The 24,417-nt window shown below is 71.6% G+C and carries 24 protein-coding genes and 2 pseudogenes; 8 read left to right on the top strand and 18 right to left on the bottom strand.

The window, feature by feature from the left end; genetic code table 11:
- The first annotated feature begins 59 nt into the window (after nt 1–59).
- Nucleotides 60–758 (top strand): O-methyltransferase, encoded by a 699-nt coding sequence (locus ACWD1U_RS11420; protein ID WP_451106996.1) that lies wholly within the window; start codon nt 60–62, stop codon nt 756–758.
- 145 nt (nt 759–903) lie between these two features.
- Here the strand turns inward: ACWD1U_RS11420 and ACWD1U_RS11415 are convergent, their stop codons facing one another.
- Complete coding sequence (locus tag ACWD1U_RS11415; protein WP_003966491.1) at nt 904–1,071, bottom strand: DUF3117 domain-containing protein; 168 nt, start codon at nt 1,069–1,071, stop codon at nt 904–906.
- A gap of 378 nt (nt 1,072–1,449) precedes the next feature.
- Here ACWD1U_RS11415 and chcB point away from each other — a divergent pair, with 378 nt between their 5' ends.
- Nucleotides 1,450–2,253 carry a 2-cyclohexenylcarbonyl CoA isomerase gene (chcB, locus tag ACWD1U_RS11410; protein WP_451106564.1) on the top strand — a complete coding sequence of 268 codons (804 nt, stop codon included), beginning with the start codon at nt 1,450–1,452 and terminating at the stop codon, nt 2,251–2,253.
- 93 nt (nt 2,254–2,346) lie between these two features.
- On the opposite strand, the gene ACWD1U_RS11405 is transcribed toward chcB, so the two are convergent.
- Complete coding sequence (locus ACWD1U_RS11405) at nt 2,347–2,934, bottom strand: DNA-3-methyladenine glycosylase I (protein ID WP_451106563.1); 588 nt, start codon at nt 2,932–2,934, stop codon at nt 2,347–2,349.
- Nucleotides 2,931–3,320 (bottom strand): DivIVA domain-containing protein, encoded by a 390-nt coding sequence (locus tag ACWD1U_RS11400; RefSeq protein WP_451106561.1) that lies wholly within the window; start codon nt 3,318–3,320, stop codon nt 2,931–2,933. Before ACWD1U_RS11400 ends, ACWD1U_RS11405 begins: the two co-directional genes overlap by 4 nt.
- Before the next feature lie 134 nt (nt 3,321–3,454).
- Between ACWD1U_RS11400 and folP the strand changes: the two genes are divergently transcribed.
- On the top strand, nt 3,455–4,315 hold the full coding sequence (folP, locus tag ACWD1U_RS11395; protein WP_451106559.1) for a dihydropteroate synthase: 861 nt from the start codon (nt 3,455–3,457) through the stop codon (nt 4,313–4,315).
- Between the two features lie 99 nt (nt 4,316–4,414).
- Here the strand turns inward: folP and ACWD1U_RS11390 are convergent, their stop codons facing one another.
- Nucleotides 4,415–5,173, bottom strand: coding sequence for an LOG family protein (locus tag ACWD1U_RS11390; RefSeq protein WP_451106557.1), 759 nt, complete (start codon nt 5,171–5,173; stop codon nt 4,415–4,417).
- Between the two features lie 119 nt (nt 5,174–5,292).
- Nucleotides 5,293–6,372 (bottom strand): succinyl-diaminopimelate desuccinylase, encoded by a 1,080-nt coding sequence (dapE, locus tag ACWD1U_RS11385; RefSeq protein ID WP_451106556.1) that lies wholly within the window; start codon nt 6,370–6,372, stop codon nt 5,293–5,295.
- Nucleotides 6,373–6,457: 85 nt separating this feature from the next.
- On the opposite strand from dapE, the gene ACWD1U_RS11380 reads away from it, so the two are divergent.
- Together ACWD1U_RS11380 and ACWD1U_RS11375 are read left to right on the top strand one after the other, a co-directional pair.
- Nucleotides 6,458–7,438, top strand: coding sequence for a heavy metal transporter (locus tag ACWD1U_RS11380; protein ID WP_451106554.1), 981 nt, complete (start codon nt 6,458–6,460; stop codon nt 7,436–7,438).
- A gap of 346 nt (nt 7,439–7,784) precedes the next feature.
- A complete protein-coding gene (locus ACWD1U_RS11375; protein WP_451106553.1) occupies nt 7,785–8,231 on the top strand; it encodes an ATP-binding protein in 447 nt (148 codons plus the stop codon).
- A 71-nt stretch (nt 8,232–8,302) separates the two neighbouring features.
- Here ACWD1U_RS11375 and ACWD1U_RS11370 read toward each other — a convergent pair whose 3' ends face one another.
- Nucleotides 8,303–9,394, bottom strand: a complete 1,092-nt coding sequence (locus ACWD1U_RS11370) for a bifunctional succinyldiaminopimelate transaminase/glutamate-prephenate aminotransferase (protein WP_451106552.1) — start codon at nt 9,392–9,394, stop codon at nt 8,303–8,305.
- Nucleotides 9,395–9,521: 127 nt separating this feature from the next.
- Entirely contained in the window at nt 9,522–9,842 is a 321-nt protein-coding gene (fdxA, locus tag ACWD1U_RS11365) for a ferredoxin (protein ID WP_030929316.1), read from the bottom strand.
- A 140-nt stretch (nt 9,843–9,982) separates the two neighbouring features.
- Between fdxA and ACWD1U_RS11360 the strand changes: the two genes are divergently transcribed.
- Complete coding sequence (locus ACWD1U_RS11360) at nt 9,983–11,026, top strand: GNAT family N-acetyltransferase (RefSeq protein ID WP_451106550.1); 1,044 nt, start codon at nt 9,983–9,985, stop codon at nt 11,024–11,026.
- A 17-nt stretch (nt 11,027–11,043) separates the two neighbouring features.
- Complete coding sequence (locus ACWD1U_RS11355; RefSeq protein ID WP_451106548.1) at nt 11,044–11,895, top strand: transglutaminase family protein; 852 nt, start codon at nt 11,044–11,046, stop codon at nt 11,893–11,895.
- Nucleotides 11,896–12,017: 122 nt separating this feature from the next.
- On the opposite strand, the pseudogene ACWD1U_RS11350 reads toward ACWD1U_RS11355, so the two are convergent.
- From ACWD1U_RS11350 to ACWD1U_RS11325, 6 genes and pseudogenes are all read right to left on the bottom strand, one after another.
- Nucleotides 12,018–12,401, bottom strand: a pseudogene (locus ACWD1U_RS11350) (ABC transporter permease); the annotation flags it as partial.
- A complete protein-coding gene (locus ACWD1U_RS11345) occupies nt 12,398–13,309 on the bottom strand; it encodes an ABC transporter ATP-binding protein (protein WP_451106546.1) in 912 nt (303 codons plus the stop codon). The gene ACWD1U_RS11345 and the pseudogene ACWD1U_RS11350, both read right to left, overlap by 4 nt.
- A gap of 143 nt (nt 13,310–13,452) precedes the next feature.
- Nucleotides 13,453–16,008, bottom strand: coding sequence for a hypothetical protein (locus tag ACWD1U_RS11340; protein ID WP_451106545.1), 2,556 nt, complete (start codon nt 16,006–16,008; stop codon nt 13,453–13,455).
- Between the two features lie 156 nt (nt 16,009–16,164).
- A complete protein-coding gene (locus ACWD1U_RS11335) occupies nt 16,165–16,575 on the bottom strand; it encodes a DUF6113 family protein (RefSeq protein ID WP_451106544.1) in 411 nt (136 codons plus the stop codon).
- Nucleotides 16,572–17,432: an N-acetyl-1-D-myo-inositol-2-amino-2-deoxy-alpha-D-glucopyranoside deacetylase gene (gene mshB, locus ACWD1U_RS11330; RefSeq protein ID WP_451106542.1), complete on the bottom strand. Its 861-nt coding sequence runs from the start codon at nt 17,430–17,432 to the stop codon at nt 16,572–16,574. Before mshB ends, ACWD1U_RS11335 begins: the two co-directional genes overlap by 4 nt.
- 61 nt (nt 17,433–17,493) lie before the next feature.
- A complete protein-coding gene (locus tag ACWD1U_RS11325; RefSeq protein WP_425946547.1) occupies nt 17,494–17,688 on the bottom strand; it encodes a hypothetical protein in 195 nt (64 codons plus the stop codon).
- Between the two features lie 177 nt (nt 17,689–17,865).
- Between ACWD1U_RS11325 and ACWD1U_RS11320 the strand changes: the two genes are divergently transcribed.
- The gene (locus ACWD1U_RS11320; protein WP_451106541.1) at nt 17,866–19,989 is read left to right on the top strand and encodes a prolyl oligopeptidase family serine peptidase; all 2,124 of its coding nucleotides are present in this window, start codon (nt 17,866–17,868) and stop codon (nt 19,987–19,989) included.
- 124 nt (nt 19,990–20,113) lie between these two features.
- On the opposite strand, the pseudogene ACWD1U_RS11315 reads toward ACWD1U_RS11320, so the two are convergent.
- From ACWD1U_RS11315 to ACWD1U_RS11295, 5 genes and pseudogenes are all read right to left on the bottom strand, one after another.
- Nucleotides 20,114–20,236 (bottom strand): annotated as a pseudogene (locus ACWD1U_RS11315) (VOC family protein); the annotation flags it as partial.
- Between the two features lie 60 nt (nt 20,237–20,296).
- On the bottom strand, nt 20,297–21,445 hold the full coding sequence (locus tag ACWD1U_RS11310; protein WP_451106539.1) for an ABC transporter ATP-binding protein: 1,149 nt from the start codon (nt 21,443–21,445) through the stop codon (nt 20,297–20,299).
- Nucleotides 21,438–22,496: an ABC transporter ATP-binding protein gene (locus tag ACWD1U_RS11305; RefSeq protein WP_451106537.1), complete on the bottom strand. Its 1,059-nt coding sequence runs from the start codon at nt 22,494–22,496 to the stop codon at nt 21,438–21,440. Before ACWD1U_RS11305 ends, ACWD1U_RS11310 begins: the two co-directional genes overlap by 8 nt.
- An 11-nt stretch (nt 22,497–22,507) precedes the next feature.
- Complete coding sequence (locus ACWD1U_RS11300; RefSeq protein ID WP_451106535.1) at nt 22,508–23,470, bottom strand: ABC transporter permease; 963 nt, start codon at nt 23,468–23,470, stop codon at nt 22,508–22,510.
- Nucleotides 23,463–24,392: an ABC transporter permease gene (locus ACWD1U_RS11295; RefSeq protein ID WP_451106534.1), complete on the bottom strand. Its 930-nt coding sequence runs from the start codon at nt 24,390–24,392 to the stop codon at nt 23,463–23,465. The genes ACWD1U_RS11300 and ACWD1U_RS11295 overlap by 8 nt, the downstream gene beginning before the upstream one ends.
- Nucleotides 24,393–24,417 lie beyond the last annotated feature (25 nt).

Raw genomic sequence — 24,417 nt, 5'->3', positions numbered from 1 at the left:
ACCGCCTGCCCCCCGTCCACGGCCCAGCCGCTCGCTCACCCCTATAAACGGCCGGTCCCATCTGCGGGTTCCCGGGCCCAACGGATACAGTCACGCCCAGGCATTCACGGGGACAGGAGAGGGTCATTACCGGCAACCGGCAGACGAGCTGGGCGTTCGCCGACGCCTATGTCGCCGAGGACGAAGCGCTGCACTGGGCCCGTGACCGGGCCCGTGAGGCTGGGCTGCGCTCGGTGTCGCCCGGCACGGGCGCCGCGCTGCGGTTGCTGGCCGCCTCCGTCGACGCGAAAGCCGTCGCCGAGATCGGCACCGGCTGCGGTGTCTCCGGGATCCACCTGCTGCACGGTATGCGGCCCGACGGCGTCCTGACGACCGTGGATTCCGAGCCGGAGCACCAGCAGTTCGCCCGCCAGGCCTTCCGCGCCTGCGGTTTCGCCAGCAACCGGGCCCGTTTCATCCCGGGCCGCGCCCTGGACGTGCTGCCCCGCCTCGCGGACTCCGGCTATGACCTGGTCTTCTGCGACGGTGACCGCCTGGAGGTCATGGACTACCTCGCTGAATCGTTGCGGCTGCTGCGCCCCGGCGGGCTCGTCGTCTTCGAGGGCGCCTTCGCGAACGGCCGGACGGTGGACTCCGGCCCACAGCCCACGGAGGTGCTGCGGCTGCGGGAACTGCTGCGCGCGGTGCGCGAGAGCCAGGAGCTGGTGCCGTCGCTGCTGCCCGTGGGCGACGGACTGCTGTGCGCGGTGAAGCGGTAGCAGTGCGGCGGTGGCGGTGCAGTGGTCGCCGGATGGCAGGTTAGTGCGGCGAAAGCCGGGGCAGGCGAACGCCACGGTGAGAAAACAGCCGCCCCGGCACCTCATGTGATGCCGGGGCAGCTGAAAGGGTATGGTCGCTTGCGCGTCAGCCGACGACCTTCTTGAGGGCGTCGCCGAGGGCGTCGGCCTCGTCCGGGGTCAGCTCGACGACGAGCCGACCGCCGCCTTCGAGCGGAACGCGCATGACGATGCCCCGCCCCTCCTTGGTCACCTCGAGCGGGCCATCACCCGTCCGCGGCTTCATGGCCGCCATGCTCGTTCCCCTTCCTGAAACCCAGCTCATCGTCAAAGCCGACGGCCCTGAGAAAGGGCACACCTGCGGCCCTGGCAGGACACGCGACACCGGCATCGAACACATTGCTTCCCAGCCATTATCCCGCATCCCAGGACCCGATGACCAACATCAGTCGGCATCGCTTGGGCAACGCCCACGAGCAAAACCACTCAATTCGGCGATGAGACTGCGATACTCCGCCACCGCACACACATCCACCGTACGGATCCGGGCGGGAATTCTTTGACGCAGGTCACACGTCCGGGCCGGTCTTCCGTCGGTGATCTCCGTCATGCTGTCCTGCAGACCCGGGACGTACCGGCCGGTACGTCCCTGAGCGACACGGAGGGGACACCCATGGCCGACGCCGTGCTCTACGAGGTGAGCGACGGACTCGCGACGATCACGCTGAACCGCCCCGAGGCGATGAACGCGCTGAACGTGGAGACGAAGGTCGCCCTGCGGGAGGTGGTCCGGTCGGCGGCCGAGGACACCGCCGTGCGGGCGGTGCTGCTGACCGCCGCCGGTGACCGGGCCTTCTGCGTCGGGCAGGACCTCAAGGAGCACATCGGTCTGCTGGCCGCGGACCGGGCGGCCGGGTCGGGGCAGACGATGAGCACCGTGCGCGAGCACTACAACCCGATCGTGCGGGCACTGGCCGGGGCGCCGAAGCCGGTCGTCGCCGCCGTGAACGGGGTGGCGGCCGGGGCGGGCTTCGGTTTCGCACTCGCGGCGGACTACCGGATCGTGGCGGACACGGCCGCCTTCAACACCTCGTTCGCCGGGGTGGCGCTGACCGCCGACTCGGGGATCTCCTGGACACTGCCGCGGGTGATCGGCCCCGGGCGGGCCGCCGACCTGCTGCTCTTCCCGCGGAGCATCAGCGCGCAGGAGGCGTACGAGCTCGGCATCGCCAACCGGCTCGTGCCGGCCGGTGAGCTGCGGGCGGAGGCCGAGAAGGTGGCGCGGGCGCTGGCCGAGGGGCCGACGGTGGCGTACGCGGCGCTGAAGGAGTCGGTGGCCTATGGGCTGACGCACTCCTTGGAGGAGGCCCTGGAGAAGGAGGACGAGATGCAGACGCGGGCGGGGTCCTCCGAGGACCATGCGATCGCGGTCCAGGCCTTCGTCAACAAGGAGAAGCCGAAGTATCTGGGCCGGTGACCTCGGGGCGGTCGCGCCGTCGGGGGCTGCGGGTGCGCGGGGGCTGAGCGAGCCCACGCGGCGACACTGCAGATCGTCGGCGCCCCGCTCCCCTCAGGGAGTGCTCCTGGCGACGCACGCCTGCAGATGATCGTCGACGAGGCCACACGCCTGCATCAGCGCGTACGCCGTCGTCGGGCCGACGAAGCGCAGGCCCCGCTTCTTCAACGCCTTGGACAGGGCCGTCGACTCGGGAGTGACCGGAGGGACGTCCGAGAGGGTCCTCGGGACCGGGCGGGTGGTGGGGTCGGGTGCGTGGGACCAGATCAGTTCGTCCAGTTCGCCCGGGGACCACTCGGCCAGCACGCGCGCGTTGGCGATGGTCGCGTCGATCTTGGCGCGGTTGCGGATGATGCCGGCGTCGGCCAGCAGGCGCTCGCGGTCCTCATCGGTGAAGACGGCCACCGAGGCGATCTCGAAGTCGGCGAAGGCGGCGCGGAAGCCGGGGCGGCGGCGCAGGATGGTGATCCAGGACAGGCCGGACTGGAAGGCCTCCAGGCTCAGACGCTCGAAGAGCGCGTCGTCGCCGCGGACCGGGCGACCCCACTCCTCGTCGTGGTACGTCACGTACTCCGGGGCGGACAGGGCCCAGGGGCAGCGCAGCGCGCCGTCCGGGCCGGCCAGGGCGGCGCCGTCGCTCACGGCCGGTCCTCCTGCCCGGGGGCGGGCTTGTCCATGGGCACGTGGCGCTCCCCGGACGCGTGCGCCGGGCCGTGGGCGGAGGCCGACCGGGCGCCCGCCAGGGCCGACTCCAGGTCGGCGATCCGGGCGTCGCGCTCGGCGAGCTCCGCGCCCAGGCGGCTGAGGGCGTCGTCCACGTCGGCCATCCGGTAGCCACGGGCGGCGAGCGGGAAGCGGAGGCCCTCCACGTCCGCGCGGTCGACCGGGCGGTCCGGGGGCAGCGGGTCCCGCAGCCGCTCGGGAGCGGCGTCGGGCAGCGGGCCGTTCTCGCCGCCGCCCACCACGGCGAGGGTCACCGCGGCGACCACCACGGCGAGCGCGACGACCAGGAACAGGAACATAACCATCGCGGGCCCCCACGGTCGCATGGATCAAAGTCTTCGGAAACGCATGTTGTCAGGGTCCGATCGTGCCATGCGAGTCCGACGGTTAGGGTCGCAGGCGGCGGAAGACGGGGACGTACCAGGAAAGGTCACAGGGGATGCTCAGGCTGGGCAGGCGGGATTTCGGACCGCACGAGCCGGTGATCATGGCGATCGTGAACCGGACCCCGGACTCCTTCTACGACCAGGGCGCCACCTTCCGCGACGAGCCTGCCCTCGCGCGTGTGGAGCAGGCCGTGGCCGAGGGGGCCGCGATCGTCGACATCGGCGGGGTCAAGGCCGGGCCGGGCGAGGAGGTCACGGCCGAGGAGGAGGTCCGGCGGACGGTCGGGTTCGTGGCGGAGGTGCGGCGGCGGTTCCCGGACGTGATCATCAGCGTGGACACGTGGCGGGCCGAGGTCGGCCAGGCCGTGTGCGAGGCCGGGGCCGATCTGCTGAACGACGCGTGGGGCGGGGTCGACCCGGGGCTCGCGGAGGTGGCCGCGCGGTACGGGGTGGGGCTGGTGTGTACGCACGCCGGGGGTGCGGAGCCGCGGACTCGGCCGCATCGGGTCGAGTACGGCGATGTCATGGCCGACATTCTGGAGGTGACCCTCGGGCTGGCCGAGCGGGCGGCAGCGCTGGGAGTGCCGAGGGAGTCGATTCTGATCGACCCCGGGCACGACTTCGGGAAGAACACGCGGCACAGTCTGGAGGCGACCCGCAGGCTCGACGAGATGGTCGCCACGGGGTGGCCCGTGCTGGTGTCTCTGTCCAACAAGGACTTCGTCGGGGAGTCGTTGGATCGTCCCGTGAAGGAGCGGGTGATCGGTACGTTGGCGACTACGGCCGTGTCCGCGTGGCTGGGGGCGCAGGTGTACCGGGTGCACGAGGTCGGCGAGACGCGGCAGGTCCTGGACATGGTGGCGGCGATCGCGGGGCACCGGGTGCCGTCCGTTGCCCGGCGGGGGCTGGCCTGAGCCGAGGCAGAGCCCCAGGGGGCTCCGCCCCCTGGATCCCCGGCCTGTGCCACCCGCCACCCGACTCGCTCGGACAGGAAGCCCGGCTCGGCAAGCCCCCTACCGGCCCGCTTCCTTCGACACCAGGGCCACCGCCTCGTCCACGTCGTCCGTCACGTGGAACAGCAGCAGGTCCTTCTCCGCCGCCTTGCCCTGCGCGATCACCGTGTCGCGGAGCCAGTTCACCAGGCCGCCCCAGTACTCGGTGCCGAAGAGGACGATCGGGAAGCGAGTGACCTTCTGGGTCTGGACGAGAGTGAGGGCCTCGAAGAGTTCGTCGAGGGTGCCGAGGCCGCCGGGCAGGACGACGAAGCCCTGGGCGTACTTGACGAACATCATCTTCCGGACGAAGAAGTAGCGGAAGTTGAGCCCGATGTCGACGTACGGGTTCAGCCCCTGCTCGAACGGCAGCTCGATGCCGAGGCCGACCGAGAGGCCCTTGGCCTCCAGGGCGCCCTGGTTGGCCGCCTCCATCGCGCCCGGGCCGCCGCCCGTGATGACCGCGAAACCCGCCTCCACCAGGCCCCGGCCCAGCCGGACACCCGCCTCGTACTCGGGTGAGTCCGCCGGAGTCCGGGCGGAGCCGAACACGCTGATCGCCGGAGGGAGCTCGGCGAGCGTGCCGAAGCCCTCGATGAACTCCGACTGGATGCGCAGCACGCGCCAGGGGTCGGTGTGCACCCAGTCGGAGGGACCGCCGGCGTCCAGCAGCCGCTGGTCGGTCGTGCTGGCCTGCACCTGATCCCGCCGCCGGAGGACCGGGCCCAGGCGCTTTTCCTCCGGCGGCTGCTTCTTCCCCTCGGGGTTGCCGGTCGCCATGTGCGCTCCCTCCGTCGTGCCTGTCTTTCCACCTCAGCGTAGATCTACGCGGGTTACGAACGAGGGACGTGAGCATGTCCGCGATGGAGCGGCGTAAACACGATGGCGTCCCTGACGGGTCAGGCGGTCAGCCAGTTCCGCAGGCGCTCCTCGCCCGCGAGGATCTTCGCGATCTCCACGCGCTCGTCCCGCTTGTGCGCCAGGTGGGGGTTGCCCGGGCCGTAGTTGACCGCCGGTACGCCCAGGGCGGAGAAGCGGGAGACGTCGGTCCAGCCGTACTTCGGCATCGGGGTGCCGCCCACCGCCTCGATGAACGCCTTCGCCGCCGGGTGGGACAGGCCGGGCATCGCCGCCGGGCTGTGGTCGACGACCTCGAACTCCGCCACTGAGCAGTCCGCGAAGACCTCCCGGACGTGCGCGACGGCCTCCTCGGGGGTGCGGTCGGGCGCGTAGCGGAAGTTGACCGTGACGACGCACGCGTCGGGGATGACGTTGCCGGCCACTCCCCCGGTGATGCCGACCGCGTTCAGGCCCTCGCGGTACTCCAGGCCGTCGATGACCGGCCACCGCGGCTCGTACGAGGCCAGGCGGGCGAGGATCGGGGCCGCCGCGTGGATCGCGTTGGAGCCCATCCAGCCGCGCGCCGAGTGGGCCCGCTCGCCCGTGGTTTTCAGCAGCACCCGCAGCGTGCCCTGGCAGCCGCCCTCGACCTGGCCGTCCGACGGCTCCAGAAGGACCGCGAAGTCGCCCTCCAGCCACTCGGGGTGCGTCTCGGCGACGTGCTTGAGGCCGTTGAGCTCGGCGGCGACCTCCTCGTTGTCGTAGAAGACGAAGGTCAGGTCGCGGTTCGGGGACGGGGCCGTGGCCGCGATGCGCAGCTGCACGGCGACGCCCGACTTCATGTCGCAGGTGCCGCAGCCCCACAGCACGCCGTCCTCGTCGAGCCGGGAGGGGACGTTGTCCGCGATCGGGACGGTGTCGATGTGGCCGGCCAGGATCACCCGCTCCGAGCGGCCCAGGTTCGTGCGGGCCACGACGTTGTTGCCGTACCGGTCGACCGTCAAGTGGGGCAGCGCGCGCAGCGCGGTCTCGATCGCGTCCGCGAGGGGCTTCTCGGTGCCGCTCTCGGAGCGGAAGTCGACGAGCCGGGCGGTGAGCTCCGCGGCGTCCAGCGTGAGGTCAAGCGAGGTGTCGGCCATGTCGTCGACCCTAACGCGCCAGGTCGTGTCCCCACTGTCCACACCCGGCTCATGGCACTCCGTACTCTCCAGTACCTTGTACGGCGTGCCAGAGCCGTCTACTCCCAAGCGTCGTGGCCGCCTCTTCCGATGCGGGTCCGCCTTCGTGATCCTGCTCGCGGTCGCCGGTTACCTCGTCGTGCAGTACGTCACCGGCGGCTCGGGCGGACCGGGCTGCAAGGTCGTCTCCGGCAAGGGCGACGGGGCGTCGTACGAGTTCACGCCCGAGCAGGCGGTGAACGCTGCGACGATCACCGCCGTGGGCACCGCGCGCGGCCTGCCGGAGCGGGCCGTGACCATCGCGCTGGCGACCGCGCTGCAGGAGTCGGCCCTGCGCAACATCAGCCACGGTGACCGGGACTCCCTCGGCCTGTTCCAGCAGCGGCCCTCGCAGGGCTGGGGCGCTCCGAAGGAGATCATGGACCCGTCGTACGCGGCGGGCGAGTTCTATGACCACCTGGTCAAGGTGCCCGGCTACACGCGGCTGCCGCTCACCGTCGCCGCCCAGCGCGTGCAGCGCAGCGGCTTCCCGCAGGCCTACGCCAAGCACGAGCCGGACGCCGCGCTGCTCGCCGCGGCCCTGACGGGGCAGTCCGCGGCCACGCTGACCTGCGAGGGCCGCCCGGCCGCGACCCGGGCGTCGGGCCCGGACGGGGTGCGTGCCGCGCTCGTCCGGGACTTCGGACGGGATGTGCTGGAGCCGGCCGGTGCGCAGGTGGGCCGCTCCTCTGCGGTCACGCCGGCACCGTCCCCGAGCGGTACGGGGGCATCCGGTGGGCGGACCGTGACGCTGCCGGTGACCGCCGACACGAGTGCGGCGGGCGGACGGAGCCTGGACCAACGCGGCTGGCAACTGGCGCACTGGGCCGTGGCCAATTCCTCCGAGCTGCACATCGCGCGGGTCACCTACGCGGGGCGGGAGTGGGTCGCGGGGAACACCGCCAGTGAGTGGCGGGACGCCTCGCCGAAGGGCACCGCGGGGGCGGAGCGGGACGCGGACGCGGTCCGTATCGTCACGATGCGGTAGATCGCGCAGGGGTGCGGGAAATCACCCCTGGGGATTACCCCGGGGGATTGCCGGCGGCGGTGTGCGCAGGTTTCGCACCCTCATCCGGAAAACCGTCAGGACCCTTGGGAGCACCGGGCTGGAAGGATTCGGCACGCTTTCCCGCAGGAGCCTTTTTGCCCGGTTTTATGCGAAGCCGATTATGCGACGCATTACCAACTCTTTACGTTGCGGCGCCGCAACCTTCGCGGGCTTCGAGCGGTAGTCACTGCGTCCGAGCCGGGGCGATCGACAGCCAGTCGGTCAACTCCCGGACCCGGTCGGACACTTCACGAACCTCACTGTTCTCTCCCGTCGAAGGAGCACCATGTCCCTCCCCCTGACCCGCCGGATCGCCCGTGCCGCGCTGATCGTCGCTGCGGGAGCGGCTGCCGGGGTCGGTGCGGCCGGCTCCGCCAGCGCAGCCCCCGAGCTGCCGGCCACCCCGAACCTCGGCGGGCTGACCGCCCTGGACGGGGCGAACGCCGGCCACACGGTCGACGGTGCGGCGCAGAACGTCACCAAGTCCGCGGGTGACAGCGGCAGCAAGACCGTCAAGAAGGAGGTGCCGGCCGCGGGCAAGACCGGTGGCAAGGTGGTCAAGAAGACCACGCCCGTCGCACAGGAGGCGGCCGGTGACGCGGCGGGTTCCGCCGGGCAGCTCGCCGGTGACGCGGCCGGCTCGCCCCAGGGCGGTGTGCCCACGGACTCCCTGACGAAGGGCGGGGTGCCGTCCGCGGACTCGCTGCCTGCGAAGGGCCTGCCGGTCGGCTGACGCCGGGTCTCCAGCCGAAGGGGTCCAGGGATTCCCCGGACCCCTTCGGCATGTGCTGGGCGCGGTAGCGGTCACAGACGCCGTACGGCCGCCGCCACCCGCTCGTCCGTCGCCGTCAGCGCCACGCGGACGAACTCCGCGCCCGCGGGGCCGTAGAAGTCGCCCGGAGCCACCAGGATGCCCCGTTCCGCCAGGTGGGCCACGGTGTCCCAGCAGGACTCTCCCCTCGTCGCCCACAGATAGAGGCTCGCCTCGCTGTGCTCGATGCGGAAGCCGTGGCCGAGGAGCGCTTCGCGCAGGAGCGCGCGGCGGGCGGCGTAGCGCTCGCGCTGGACGCGGACGTGCTCGTCGTCCCCCAGGGCCGCCACCACGGCCGCCTGGGTCGGTGCCGACGTCATCATGCCGCCGTGCTTGCGGATCTCCAGGAGCGGGCCGAGGACCGCCGGGTCGCCGGCCAGGAAGGCGGCGCGGTAACCCGCGAGGTTCGAGCGCTTGGAGAGGGAGTGGACGGAGACGATGCCGTCGTACGAGCCGCCGTTGACCTCCGGGTGCAGCACCGAGACCGGGTCGGCCTCCCAGCCCAGCTCCAGGTAGCACTCGTCCGAGAAGACCAGGATGCCGTGCGAGCGGGCCCAGGCGACGATCCGGGTCAGCTCCTCCTTGGAGAGGACCTTGCCCGTGGGGTTGGACGGGGAGTTCAGCCAGAGGAGCTTCAGGCCCTCGGGGTCCAGCTCCGTCGGGTCGTCGTAGGCCTCGTACCCGGCGCGGGCCAGGCGGGCGCCCACCTCGTACGTCGGGTAGGCCAGGCGCGGGAACGCCACCCGGTCGCCGGGGCCGAGGCCCAGCTGCGTCGGGAGCCAGGCGACGAGTTCCTTGGAGCCGACGATCGGCAGCACGTGGCGGTGGGTGACCCCCCGGGCGCCGAGGCGGCGCTCGACCCAGCCGGTGATCGCGTCGCGCAGTTCGGGCGTGCCCCAGACGGTCGGATAGCCCGGCGAGTCCGCCGCCGCCACCAGCGCTTTCTGGATCAGCTCGGGCACCGGGTCCACCGGGGTGCCGACGGACAGGTCGACGATGCCGTCCGGATGGGCGGCGGCCGTGGCCTTGTACGGCGTCAGCTTGTCCCAGGGGAAAGTGGGGAGACGGTCGGAGACTGCGGACACGGGATCTGGCTCACTTTCTGGTACGTACGAGCCGGGTCACGGCAAACGCCTCGGCCCCGTACGGCGATCAGCGCGGTGATCGGGCCGTACGGGACCGAGGCGGCACGAGTGCGGGCCGCTTACGGGATTATTCGGCCTGCGGCGGCAGCGCGGCGATGAACGGGTGGTCGCGCTCGATCAGCCCCAGCTTGCTGGCCCCGCCGGGCGAGCCGAGCTCGTCGAAGAACTCGACGTTCGCCTTGTAGTAGTCCTTCCACTCCTCGGGAGTGTCGTCCTCGTAGAAGATGGCCTCCACCGGGCAGACCGGCTCGCAGGCCCCACAGTCGACGCATTCGTCCGGGTGGATGTACAAGGACCGCTGGCCCTCGTAGATGCAGTCGACCGGGCACTCCTCGATGCACGCCTTGTCCTTGACGTCGACACAAGGCTGCGCGATGACGTAGGTCACGCTGTCGTTCCTCCTCGATAGGGCGCTGGCGGGCCTCCTCAGGCTCCGCCGCCTGGCGCGCGGGAGCGCGGCGTCGTCGATGCCCGCCCCTAGTATCTCCGTTCCTGGGCATGATCCGAACAGGAGGGGTGAACTGACCTGTGGAAATCTCTGCCGCCGGGCGACTCGAGGTCCGTATCACCGCTGCTGACGTGGGCAAACGGGTCTCGGTGCGGAGCTTGAGGGAATATCCGGCTCCGGGTGAGAAGTTCACCGACACGGTCGGTGTTCTCACATCATGGGACAACGGTGTGCTGCTGATCACACGGAAGGGCGGAGAGAGCGTCCGTATCGCGGAGTCCATGCTGGTCGCGGGCAAGGTCGTGCCGGCCGCTCCGGCGCGTCGGCGCGCTCCGGCCGCCTCCTACGCGGAGCTGGCCCGGGTCGCCGCAGGGGCATGGCGGCCCGTGGAGAGCGAGTGGCTCGGGGAGTGGGAGCTGCGGTCCGCCTCCGGGTTCACACGGCGGGCCAATTCGGTGCTGCCGCTGGGTGACCCGGGCCTGCCGCTCGACGCGGCGCTCGGCGTCGTACGGCGGTGGTACGGCGAGCGCGGACTGCCGGCGTACGTGCAGACCGCGACCGGCGCCGAGGGCACGCAGGAGCTGCTCTGCGCCCAGCTGGAGGAACGGGGCTGGGCGCGGGAGGTGACCGCCGAGCTGTGGGTCGGGCCGCTGGCGCCGATCGCCGACGGGGGCGACCCGGTGGGGGTCGCGCTGTCCCGGGAGGCCGACGAGGGGTGGCTGGCCCGGTATCAGCGCAAGGGCATGAGCGAGGTGGCGCTGCGGGTGCTCCGGAGCGGGCCGTCCGTGTGGTTCGCGACCGTGCCGGGTTCGGCCGAGGGGGCGCCTCCGGCCGCCATCGGGCGGTGTGTGGTCGACGGGCGGTGGGCCGGGTTCGCCGCCGTCGAGGTCGATCCGGCGCTGCGGCGCCAGGGCCTCGGTACGGCCGTGATGGCCGCGCTGGCCCGGCAGGCGCTCGACGAGGGCGCGTCGGCCGCGTGGCTCCAGGTCGAGGCCGAGAACGCGGGAGCGCGGGCGCTGTACGCCGGGATGGGGTTCGTCGCGCACCACGCCTACCACCACTACCGGGCGCCGGACGCCGACGGCGCAGCGGCCGGCCAGGCGGCCGGTGACCCATCGTCGTGAGAGGGCACGAACCAGTCATGCGTCCCCCGTATCCCCCGCCCCCGGAGCGTTCCGCCGAGCTGCGGCGGCGGTTCGCCCAAGAGGCCCGCTCCGAGCGGCCCGATCTCTCGACGCTGTGCCTGCTGGTGGGCGCGGAGGCGGACGGGGAGCTGGACGAGGCGGGCCTGGACGCCGCGCAGGTCGAGCTGGACCGGCTCGCCGGGCTGCTGCCGTACCGGCCCGGCGGGCCGCGGGCGTGGGCGGTCGCCCTGCGGGAGCTGCTCGGTGAGCGGCTGGGGTTCCACGGCACACCGGCCGACTACCGGCGGCTGGAGTCCTCACTGTTGCATGCGGTGCTGGTGCGGCACAGGGGGCTGCCGATCCTGCTGTCCGTGGTGTGGATGGAGGTGGCGCGGCGGGCCGGGGCGCCGGTGTACGGGGTGGCCCTGCCGGGGCACTTCGTGGTCGGGTTCGGGCCCGAGGAGGGGCAGGTGCTCGCCGATCCGTTCGACGGGGGGCGGGTGCTGAGCGGGGCGGATGCGGAGCTGCTGGTGGCCGGGGCGGCGGGGGCGCGGCTGGACGCGGCGATGCTGCGGCCCGCGGATCCGCTGGATGTGGTGCTGCGGATTCTGAACAACGTGCGGGCGTGGGCCGCGGCTCGCCCCGAGCGGTCGGATGTGGCGTTGTGGGCCGTCGAGTTGTCGCTGCTGCTGCCGTCTCATCCGGCGCGGTTGCGGTACGAGCGGGCCCGGTTGCTCGTCCAGCGGGGCGAGTTCCTCGGTGGTGCCTTGGAGTTGGAGGCGTATGCGGAGGTGGTGGGGGCGGTGGACGAGGGGGCCGCGGAGCGGGTGCGGGCGGAGGCTCTGGCGGCTCGGGCGATGCTCAACTGACGCCTTCTCGCCCTCGAGGTCGTGTGGCGGGCGTGTGCGGGTCGTCTGTGGCCGGTCGCGCTCACGCGGCGGAGTCACATGCCGGCACAGCCCCGCGCCGCCGGACGGGTCGGTTTCACAGCCACGCGAACGCCTTTCACGGCCGCGGCGACGGCGAAGACGATGACGATGGACGGCAGGCTGACGACGGCGGCGCTCGCCGTCTTGGCGAGGACGTAGCCGCGGCCCGGCAGCGTGGTCAGGCGCAGTTGCCGCACCCAGCCACCCTCGCGTTCCTTGGCGATGCGCTCGCTGTTGCCCATGAGGACGGCCGTGAGGGCGCCGAAGGACGCCATGGAGACCATCATGAAGGTCGGGAGGGTCAGGCCGCTGCCGGGGACCTTCGTGGTGCTGTCGGTGTTGCCCGCGATGATCAGGAACAGCACCGACGGGTAGATCACGGAGAAGAACAGGAACTTGCGGTTGCGCAGGGCGCGGGCCAGTTCCAGCTTGATCAGGCTGTTCACTTCGACTTCGCCTCCTCGGCGGTGGTGATGGCGACGAAGGCCTGCTCCAGGCCGAGCCCGGCGACTTCGAGGTTGCGTGGGAGGACGCCGAGGCCGTACGGGGCGTGGACGGTGGCGTCGGCGTCGGAGGACTGGATGCGCACGGTTCGGCCGGAGACGTCGAGCGCGGTCAGGAACGGCAGGCCGCGCAGGGCGCGTTCGTCGATGACGCCCTCCAGGTCGAAGGAGACCCGGCGGGCGCCCGCCTTGGCCTTGATCTCGGCGGCCGTGCCGTCGGCGAGGAGCCGGCCGCGGTGCAGGACCAGGACCCGGTCGGCGACGGCGTCGGCCTCTTCGAGGTAGTGGGTGGCGAAGAGGACGGTCCGGCCCCGGTCGGCCTGCCCGCGCATGGTGGCCCAGAAGGCCTGGCGGGTGGTGACGTCCATGCCGGTGGTCGGCTCGTCCAGGACGATGAGGTCACTGTCGCCGGCGGTGGCCAGGGCGAAGCGGACGCGCTGGGCCTGGCCGCCGGAAAGCTTGTCGACCTTGCGGTCGGCGATCTGCGCGATGCCCGCACCGGCCAGGACCTCGGAGGGCCGGTACGGCTTCGGGTGCAGGTCGCAGGCGAGCCGGACGAGTTCGGCGACCGTGACCTCGTCCATGAGGCCGCCGCTCTGCAGCATGGCGCCCACGCGTCCGGCGACGATGGCCTCCCGGGGGCTGGTGCCGAAGAGGCGGACCGTGCCGCTGTCGGGCTTCTTGAGGCCGAGGAGCAGGTCGAGGGTGGTCGACTTGCCGGCGCCGTTGGGGCCGAGCAGCGCCACGGTCTGACCCGGGCTGAGGTCGAGGGTCAGCCCGTCCACGGCCCGGACGGCGCCGTATGCCTTGCTCACCTGGTCGAACGCGACCACCGAGGCCGTCGTTGTCATACGGCCATCGTGGCTTCGGGGGTGCGGGCGGGGGCAGTGCCGGGCGTCCGGGGTACCGCATGACAGGTGTCATGCCTGCGGGGTGACGACGAGAGCCCCCGCCCTCACCGGGCAGGGGCTCTCGTACGGCGGGTTACCGGAGGTCAGTTCGGCTTGGTGTCGATGACTCCGACGCGCTCGGCGGGCGTCTTGCCGCGCAGGGCCTTGCGCAGCGCCGTGACGACGTCCTGCGGTGTGACATCGCGCTTGCCGCTCGCACCCTCGATCTGCACGCCGTCGAAGGTCGTGCCGTAGGCCTCCTGGAGCGCCTTGAGGTTGTAGGTGTCCACGAGCTTGCCGTCGACGGCCTTGAAGCTGAGGATCTTCGGCAGCGACAAGGCGCCGAACGGGATGCTGTGCGCCGCGTCGGTCTGCACGATGGCCTTGGCCGACATCGCGGGCTGGGCGAAGTCCTTCAGCACCCGGTCGACCTCGGCGTTCGAGACCGTCGGCTGCCGGGTGGTGGTCGGGAGGTTCACCGTGCCGGCCGAGCCGGTCTCCACCTGGGCGCGGTACGCCTCCTCCACCGCCGTCGTCGACTTGGCGAGGTCGACGCCCTTGCCCGGCTTGCCGTACACGGGGACGGCCTTGCCGCCCTTGAACTCGATCGTGCCGTCGGTCGCCGAGGCGGAGCCGCCCGCGGCGTTCTCCAGGGCGGCGTGCAGTTTCTCCTCGTCGACGGGCATGACGGGTGTGACGACACGGTGCTTGCCGAACAGCGAGCCGATCACGGAGACCGGGTTGTAGTCGCTCTTCGCCGCCGCGTCGGCCGTGGCGTCCATGTCGAACTGGAGGCCGGCGTTGTCCGGGTCGAGGGCGACGGTCTTGCCGCCCACCGACAGCTTCAGCTCCTTGCCGACCCGGTCGTCGAAGGCGGCGTCGAGCTTCTTGACCGCGCCGTCGCGGGTGGTGCCGCCGATGTCGACGCCGAGCACGGTGGTGCCCTTCGGCACGTCCGTGCGGTTCATCAGCAGGCCGGCGCCGTAGACGCCACCGGCCAGGACGATCACGCCGGCGGCGAGCAGCACGAGCTTGCTGCGCCCCTTCTTCTTGGGCGCCTTCGAGGAGCTCGCCGGGGGCGGGGAGACCGGCTCGGGCAGCTTCGGCGCCGTGTGCGGCACCGGGCCGTCACCGGGCGTGCCCGGGCCGAACGGGGAGGCCGCGCCGGGCGGGACGACCGGGATGCCGCTGGTGACGGTGTGCCCGGAGACGTTGTCGTGCCGGTGGCCGTAGCCCTGGCCGTCCGGTGGTTCGGGGGCCGGCTTCTGCGGGGTGAGGATCGCTGTGTCGTCGCTCATGCCGCCGCCGGGGCCGGGGCCTGCGGCGCCGGGACCGGTGGGAGTCGCGGTGCTGCCGGGGGCGCCCACCAGGGGGCCGGGGGTGCCGGGGGATCCGGGGCCGGCCGGACCGGCGGGGGCGCCGGGGCCGCTCGGGCCACCGGGGCCGCCGCCTATGGCTCCGGGGCCGACGGGGGCGCCGGGACCGGCAGGGGCTCCCGGTCGGCCGGGGGCGTTGAAGGCGCCGGGGCCACCGGGGCGGCCGGGGGTGCCGGGCTCGTTGAAGTCCTCGGGCCCGCCGGGCCTGCCCGGCTCGCCGAAGCCGCCCGGGCCACCGGAGGCGCCGGGGCCACCGGGCACGTCGAAGCCGCCATGCCTACCTGGGCCGCCGGGCTCGTGGAACGCACCCGCGCCGACCGGTCGCCCGGGACCGCCCTGCCCGGCGAAACCGCCAGGCGCACCGGCCGGCGGCAGCAGCGGGCCGTCCCCGGTGACCGGACCACCCGTCGGCCCGGCCGGGCCCCGGGTTCCGGTACCGCCGGGCCCGCCCGGCTCGCCGAAGCCGTTGGACGCGCTCGGGCCGCCGTTGCCGTTGCCATTGTCCGAGAAGTACGGGAGGTCGTCGCGGTGCTGCTCGCCGCCGGTGCCCGGGGCGGGACGCGAGCCGTTGCCCAGCGGGCCCGCCGCCAGTGCCTCCGTGACGTCGAAGGAGCCCGTGCCGCCGCCGTGCCCGGGTGCGACCGGGCCGCCGGTCGCGCCGCCCGGGAGCCCGGCACCGTTCGTACCGCCGGACCGGGAGCCGCCCGGCGCGCTCATGGAGCCGACCACGCCTCCGGGCCGCCCGGCACCCGGTCGTACCCCGCCGGCCACACCGGCACCCGAACCCGGAGCGCCCGTACCGGAACCGCCCACCAGCGGAGCCGAACCGCCCGGCAGCCCGGCCCCGTTCGTCGAGCCGCTGCCCTGACCGCCCTTGGCGGGGCCGGACTTGCGGGGCGCGAACCAGTCACTGGCCGGCTTGCCGTCGGCCGGCGGCTGTGCGGGGTCGGCGGGAGGCTCGGCCGTGCCCGTCTCGCGGGACGTGGCCGCACCCGGCGCCGTCGACGCGTCACCGCGCGTGTCGGTGTCGTCCGGGCCCTCCGCCTCGGCGACGGGCTTGCGCACCACCACCGGCGGAATGGGCCGCGACCCTGGGATGTTGATCCGGATCCGGGTCGTCAGCGTGGTCTCGGTCTTGCGTTCCTCCGGCCGCGTGGCCGAACGGCCCGCGTCCGTACCGCCGTCGGACACCGTCGGGGTCCCGTACGGCGGCGTACCCGACGGGTAGGCGGCTCCGCCGCGCCCGTTGGGCCCGGAGGACGGAGTGTCAGTTTCACGACTCAAGGCAGGTTCTCCCGGTTGGCTCCGCCGCCCGACACAACCTCACGCGGGCAGCTCGGCGGCGCGCACCACCATACTGGCCACTTCTCGCCCGTATCCCAGGACCGCTGGGGAAACTCACACCGGACCCCCACGGGCGCGTCCTGGCGAAGTGGTACGTCACTTGCCAAGTCGGACGGGGTCGCCGTCCGGTTGCCGCCCCGGGGCGAGGGTGGCGCACATCACAGCCACACCGATGCCCCCGAGCAGGAAGAGATAGGAGCCGCTTCCCGCGGCGAAGAGGAAGTCGCCCTCGGGGCGGCTGGCGGTGAGCAGGACGACGGCGAGCATCCAGCCGGCCGCGGCCGCGACGCCCCCGGCCCGGCCCCGGGTGACGCGCGCGCCGCCCAGGACGGCACCGGCCTCACCGGCGAGGGCGAGGAGCAGCCCGCCCGGGAACCACCCGGGCTGCACCAGCGCCCCGGCCACGCCGACGACGGCTCCCAGCACGAAGAACCCCAGGCAGGCGCCGATCCGTCCGGCGGAGGGCGGCCGCATCGGCTGGGCGAGCATCGGCGTCCGGTCGCTCATGAGCCCTCCTCGACACCGGCGAACAGGTCCGTCTCCCGACCGCCGGGCCCCTGCCCGCCGCGCACCAGCTCGTAGTACTCGGTCGTGAGGATCGGCTGGGCGAGTTCGTTGGACAGCACGAAGTACGGCTCGGCCACGGTGATCTGCGTGGCGTGGGCGCGCATCGCGGCGGCCTTGGCGGCGGCGTGCGCGGTGCCGTCGATCACGGCGGTGATCCGCTCCTCGGCCACGACACCCGGCACGTCGTCGACCTCGGCCGTCTTGGTGAAGGGGGTGCCGGGCAGTTCCTCCCGGAGCCGCGCGAAGGACTCCTCCACCACGGGCCGGGGGACCCGGTTCCAGTAGATCTTGGGGATCGGCCGGCCGGCGTCGGCGGACAGTTCGGCGGCGCGCATGGCGGCGCGGTGGGCCTGGATGTGGTCGGGGTGGCCGTAACCGCCGTTGTCGTCGTAGGTGACGAGGACCTGGGGCCTTACCTCGCGGATCACCTCGACGAGGTGCGCGGCGGCCTCGTCGACGTCGGCCTGCCAGAAGCAGGCGGGGTCGTCGTTGTCGGGCAGGCCCATCATCCCGGAGTCGCTGTAGCGTCCGGCGCCGCCGAGCAGGCGGAAGTCCGTCACGCCGAGCTCGGCCATGGCGGCGGTGAGCTCGCGGCGGCGGTGCTGGCCCAGGGCGGCACCGGTCAGGTGCGCGAGCTCGGGCGGGATGACCTCGCCGCGCTCGCCCAGGGTGCAGGTGACCAGGGTGACGTGGGCACCCTCGGCCGCGTACCTGGCCATGGTCGCGCCGTTGTTGATCGACTCGTCGTCCGGGTGCGCGTGCACCAGTAGCAGACGCCGGTCGGGCAGTTCCGTCATGGGACCACCCTACGAGGTCCCGGGACCCCGCCCCGCGCGGCCGTACACGGGGCCCGGGCGGTCAGAACTTGATGCTGCCGATCATGCCCGCGATGTTCGTCGTCAGCTCGCTGATCGTGGGAGCGATGGTCGAGGAGGCGAGGTAGAAGCCGAGCAGCATGCAGACGATCGCATGCCCCGCCTTCAGTCCCGACTTCTTGATCAACAAGAAGACGATGATCGCCAGCAGCACCACCGCCGAAATCGAGAGTGCCACGGCGGTTCACCTCCAAAGATCCACGAGGGCGCGGGGGGTCGGACTATGGGGGCAGTAAATCCGTACAGCAGCCAGCAGGTTGATACCCACTATGCGCCATTGATCATAACTATCCCTCCGTGCGCATCGATCGGCGCACGGCCGCACAAGGGGGCGCATGGCCAATATGGTCAGGGCATGACGACCGAGCCTGACTCCTTTCCCCGACGGCACGCCCGTACCCAGCGGTTCACGCTCGGCGCGCCGCGTTCGTTCACCGTGGCGCCCGATGGTTCACGTGTCGTGTTCCTGCGCTCGAGTTCCGGTACGGACCGGGCGAATGCGCTGTGGGTCCTCGACCCGGAGGCCGGCGGGGAGCGCGTGGCCGCCGACCCGCGCGCCCTGCTGGGCGGTGGTGCGGAGGATCTCTCCCCGGAGGAGCGGGCCCGGCGGGAACGCAGTCGTGAGGGCGGGGCCGGCATCGTCGGGTACGCCACCGACGCAGCCGTCGAGCTGGCCTCCTTCGCCTTGTCAGGGCGGCTCTTCACGGCCGAGCTGCGGGCCGGGACGGCGCGTGAAATGCCCACGCCCGGGCCGGTGATCGACCCGCGCCCGTCACCCGACGGGCGGTTCGTCGCCTACGCCGCCCGGGGCTCCCTTCGCGTGGTCGACGCGGAGGGGGCGGGCGACCGGGCGCTCGCCGAGCCGGAGTCGGAGAATGTCTCCTATGGGCTCGCCGAGTTCATCGCGGCCGAGGAGATGGGGCGTTCGCGGGGCTTCTGGTGGGCTCCGGAGTCGGACCGGCTGCTCGTGGCGCGCGTGGACGACACGCCGGTGCGGCGGTGGTGGATCTCCGATCCGGCGCATCCGGAACGGGAGCCGCAGCGGGTGGCGTATCCGGCGGCCGGCACCGGGAACGCGGACGTGCGGCTGTTCGTGATCGACCTGGACGGGGTGCGCACGGAGGTCTCCTGGGACCGGGCGCGGTACCCGTATCTGGCGCATGTCCACTGGTCAGAGGCGGGCGCGCCGCTGCTGCTCGTACAGGCGCGCGACCAGCGCAGCCAGCTGATCCTGGCGGTGGACCAGGATTCGGGCGCGACGCGGATGGTGCACGCCGACGAAGACGCAACATGGCTTGATCTTTTCCCTGGGGTGCCCTGCTGGAGCCCGTCCGGGCAGCTGGTCCGGATCGCGGACGAGGGCGGTGCGCGGGTGCTTGCGGTCGGGGACCGGCCGCTCACGGGAGCGCAGTTGCATGTGCGCGCCGTGCTGGACGTCTCCGACGACGACGTGCTGGTCTCGGCGTCGGCCGGCGAGGAGGCCGCCGAGGCGGAGACGGGCCAGGTGCACGTGTACCGGGTGAACGAGCTGGGCGTGGAGCGCCTGTCGCAAGAGCCGGGCGTGCACTCGGCGGTGCGGGCCGGGGGTGTGACGGTCCTGGTCTCGGCGACGCTGGATCGGCCGGGTTCACGGGTGCGGGTACTACGCGACGGAAAACCGACCACAGCTGTCCCCTCACATGCCGAAGATCCCGGTATGTCCCCCCGCGTGACGCTCACCGAGGGGGGCGCACGCCGTGTCCCGTGCGCCGTGCTTATGCCTCGGGACTACGACGGTGACACCCCCCTGCCGGTGCTCATGGACCCGTACGGCGGCCCGCACGGCCAGCGGGTGGTCGCCGCGCACAACGCGCACCTCACCTCGCAGTGGTTCGCGGACCAGGGCTTCGCGGTCGTGGTCGCGGACGGACGCGGCACCCCGGGACGCTCGCCCGCCTGGGAGAAGGCGATCCACCACGACTTCACGCTGTCGCTGGACGACCAGGTGGAGGCGCTGGAGGACCTCGCCGAGCGCCACCCCCTGGACCTGTCCCGGGTGGCGATCCGCGGCTGGTCCTACGGCGGCTGGCTGGCGGGCCTGGCGGTCCTGCGCCGCCCGGATGTCTTCCGCGCGGGCATCGCGGGCGCCCCGGTGACGGACTGGGCCCTGTACGACACTCACTACACCGAGCGCTACCTGGGCACGCCGGCGGAGCACCCGGAGTCGTACGCGAAGAGCTCCCTGATCACCGCCGACGGCCTCTCCGCCCCCGCCGAACGGCACCGCCCCCTGATGATCGTGCACGGCCTGGCCGACGACAACGTCGTGGTCGCGCACGCCCTGCGCCTCTCCTCGGCCCTCCTGGCCGCCGGCCGCCCCCACGAGGTGCTGCCGCTCTCGGGCGTCACACACATGACCCCACAGGAACAGGTGGCGGAGAACCTGCTGCTCCTCCAGGTGGACTTCCTGAAGCGCTCGCTGGGCATCACCGCCGCCTGAGCGCGCGGCAACGGGCCGGGGCGACATGGCCTGCCCCGGCCCGTTTACGGCACCCGCACGGCCGTACGCTGTACAGCCTGACGCGTCCGTATATCGGAATCGGGTCCGCGAAGTTGCCTGTGTGTTAACGAAGTTCGCGGGGTTTTGCCGGGCTGTGCGGCTCGGACGCCACGAGTTCCACCTCGAAGCCGTCGGTGCTCGCGAGGTAGGCGGCGTAGTGCCCCGGACCGCCGGCGTGCGGGTACCGAGAACCTCGAACACCGGTTCCCGGCACCCCTGCGGGATGCCGGGAACCGGGACGGCGAGGTCAGGCCGCGTGGACCACGTCCTTCTCCTCAGCGAAGTGGCAGGCCGACTCGTGGGCCGCCGGGGAGTCGGAGCCCTGGAAGCGCTCCGGGATGGCCAGAAGAGGGATCTCCTCGGCGCACTTGTCCTGGGCCTTCCAGCAGCGGGTGCGGAAGCGGCAGCCCGAGGGCGGATTGGCCGGGGAGGGGACGTCACCGGTGAGGATGATCCGCTCGCGGCCCTCGCGCGACTCCGGGTCGGGGACCGGGACGGCCGACAGCAGCGCCTGGGTGTAGGGGTGCGTCGGGTGGTCGTAGATCTCCGTGTCCGTGCCGATCTCGGCCATCTTGCCGAGGTACATCACACCCACGCGGTCGGAGATGTGCCGGACGATCGACAGGTCGTGCGCGATGAAGAGGTAGGAGAGGTTGAACTCGTCCTGCAGCTTCTCCATCAAGTTGATGACCTGCGCCTGGACGGACACGTCCAGCGCGGAGACCGGCTCGTCGCAGATGATGATCTCAGGGTTGAGCGCGAGGCCGCGGGCGATGCCGATGCGCTGGCGCTGACCGCCCGAGAACTGATGCGGATAGCGGTTGATGTATTCGGGGTTGAGGCCGACCACGTCCAGCAGTTCCTGCACCTTGCGGCGCCGGTCGCCCTTCGGGGCCACCTCGGGGTGGATGTCGAAGGGCTCCCCGATGATGTCGCCCACCGTCATACGCGGGTTGAGCGAGGTGTACGGGTCCTGGAACACCATCTGGATGTTGCGGCGGACCGCCTTCAGCGCGCGCCCGGACAGCTTGGTGATGTCCTGGCCCTTGTAGAAGACTTCGCCCGCGGTCGCCTTCTCGAGCATCATCAGCAGCTTGGCGACCGTGGACTTGCCACAGCCGGACTCGCCCACGATGCCGAGCGTCTCGCCCTGGTAGAGGTCGAAGGAGATACCGTCGACCGCCTTGACCGCCCCGACCTGCTTCTTGAAGAGGACGCCCTGGGTGAGCGGGAAGTGCTTCACCAGGTTGCGCACCTGCAGGATCGGCTCGCCCCGCTCGATCGGCGCCTCGATCGCGGCGACCGCCTCAGACTCGGAGTGGGCGTCGACGACCTCGACCTCGGAGACGTTCGGCGTGGCGTCCTGCGGCTCGTCGGTCTTGCTGAGCTCAGCCATGGATCGTCTCCTTCCAGAAGTGGCACGCGCTGCTGCGGCCGACCAGCTCGCCACCGTCCCGCTCGGTGACGGGGTGCAGCGGCGGGATGTCCGTACGGCAGATGTCCTGCGCCTGCGTGCACCGCGGGTTGAAGGCGCAGCCGGACGGGATACGCGTCAGGTTGGGCGGCAGGCCCTTGATCGCGTACAGCTCCTGGCCCTTCTGGTCCAGGCGTGGGATCGAGTGCAACAGGCCCTTGGTGTACGGGTGCGCCGGGCGCTTGTACAGCTCGTGGACCGGGGCGCGCTCCACGATGCGTCCCGCGTACATCACCGCGATCTTGTCCGCGACGTCGGCGACCACGCCGAGGTCGTGGGTGATCAGGATGAGACCCATGTTGTACTCGCGCTGCAACTCCGCGAGCAGGTCCATGACCTGGGCCTGGACGGTCACGTCGAGGGCCGTGGTGGGCTCGTCGGCGATGATCAGGTCCGGCTCCAGGGCGAGCGCCATCGCGATCATGATGCGCTGGCGCATACCGCCGGAGAACTGGTGCGGGTAGTCGTTGACGCGCTCCTTGGCGGCCGGGATCTTCACCCGGTCCATCAGCTCGATCGCCTTGGCCTTGGCGTCCTTCTTGGACATGCCCTGGTGCACGCGGAACATCTCGCCGAGCTGGTAGCCCACGGAGAGCACAGGGTTCAGCGAGGACAGCGCGTCCTGGAAGATCATCGCAATCTTGTTGCCGCGGATCTTCCGGCGCTCATCGTTGGACATCCTCAGCATGTCCTGGCCGCGGAAGAGGATCTCCCCCTTGGAGATGCGGCCGGGCGGCATGTCGAGAATGCCCATGATCGCCTGCGCGGTGACGGACTTGCCGGAGCCGGACTCGCCGAGCACCGCCAGCGTCTCGCCCGCGGCGACGGAGTAGTTGACGCCGTTGACGGCCTTGGCGACCCCGTCGCGGGTGTGGAACTCCACGTGCAGGTCGCGAACTTCGAGCAACGGGCGGCCTGTGTCCTTTGAGCCGTCCGGCGCGGGACTCCCGGCCACTTCATCGATGATGGTCACGTACGCCTCCCTCAGCGCAGCTTGGGGTCGAGGGCGTTGCGTACCGCATCGCCGAACATAAGGAACGAGAGCACCGTGATCGAGACCATCACCGACGGGATGATCAGGGTGTGGGGGGCGATACGGAGCTGCTCACGTCCTCGCGCCACGTCGCCGCCCCAGGATACCGCCGCGTCACCGAGACCCACGCCCAGGAAGGACAGGGTGGCTTCGACGGCGATGTAGCCGCCGAGCGCGATGGTCGCCACGACGATGATGGGCGCGAGCGCGTTGGGCAGGATGTGCCGGAACAGGATCCGGGACGTCGAGGCACCGAGGGCTCTGGCGGCCACCACGTAGTCCGCCTGCTTGATGGTGATCACGGCGCCGCGGGCGACACGGGCGATCTGGGTCCAGCCCAGGAAGGCCAGGGCCATGATGACGACCCAGACGGTGCGCTCGTCGAAGGAGTTGAGCACCACCAGGGCGCCGAGCAGGAACGGGATGCCGAGGAAGATGTCGGTCATCCGCGAGAGCAGGGTGTCGGTCCATCCGCCGAAGTAGCCGGCGAGCATGCCGACGACCGTGCCGATGACGGTGACGGCGACGGTGACGCCCACACCGACGCTGATCGAGGCGCGGGCACCGTAGACGACACGCGCGTAGATCGAACGGCCCTGGACGTCATAGCCGAGCCAGTCCGCGGCGAAGACGTGGCCCCAGTTCGGCTTCCCCAGATAGTGCTTGGCCAGATCGGCGTCGCGCGGCGAGGCGCTGGTGAACAGTCCCGGCCAGACCGACATCACCAGGAGGAAGACGATCAGCACGGACGAGATGAGGAACAGCGGGTTGCGCCGCAGGTCGTGCCAGGCGTCGGACCACAGGCTGCGCCCCTTCTCGGGAGCCGGGCCCGCGTCGGCCACGACGACGCCCGCGGTGCTCACGGTGTCACCGGGAAGGGCTTCGACCTTCTTCTCAACGGTTTTGTCAGGCATACCGGATCCTCGGGTCCAGGACCGCGTAAAGCAGGTCGACGATCAGGCTGGCGGCGAGGTAGATGAGCACCATCAGCGAGGCGATGCCCACGACCGTGGCGCCCTCGCGCCGGATGAGCGCCTCGTAGACCTCGAAGCCGACACCCCGCACGTTGAAGATGCCCTCGGTCACGATGGCACCGGTCATCAGGTTGCCGACCTCGATGCCGAGGAAGGTGACCACGGGAATCAGCGAGTTGCGCATCAGGTGGACGCCGATGACGCGGCGGCGCGGCAGCCCCTTCGCCACGGCGGTGCGCATGTAGTCGGACCGCAGGTTCTCCGCGATCGAGGTGCGGGTCAGCCGGGCGACGTAGGCCAGTGAGAGCGACGCCAGCACGATCGCGGGAAGCAGGAGTTGTGAGAAGTTCGTCGAGTCGGTCACCGTGGGCGTGGTGACCTGCCACTTGAACGCGAACTGGTACTGCAGCAGGAAGCCCAGTACGAAGGACGGCATCGAGACGAGGAACAGCGTCAGCGTCAGCAGTCCGCGGTCCCGCAGCGTGTCGGGGCGCAGGCCGGCGACGACACCGAGGCCGATGCCCACGAGCGAGACGAAGGCGAAGGCGAAGAGCGTCAGCCTGATCGTCACCGGGAACGCGTCGAGGATGATGTCCTTGATGGGCCGCTGACTGGCGATCTGGGTACCGAAGTCGCCCTGCAACAGCCCGGTCATGTAGTTCACATACTGGTGAAGGAGCGGCTGATCGAGGCCGAGTTCCTTCTTGATGCTCGCGACCACCGCCGGGTCGTACGCCTGATCCCCCATCATCGCCCGGACGGGATCGCCGGGCAGGGCGTACATCATGCAGAAGATGAGCAAGGTCGACCCGATGAACACCGGGATCATCTGGAGCAGTCGTCGTGCGACATAGCGCCCCATAGGTGCCTCCGTGAGGGGTTAACGC

This window comes from Streptomyces sp. NPDC002788, from assembly GCF_053592115.1.
The sequence above is the reverse complement of the archived record's forward strand: the minus strand, read 5'-3'. Positions and strand labels throughout refer to the sequence as shown.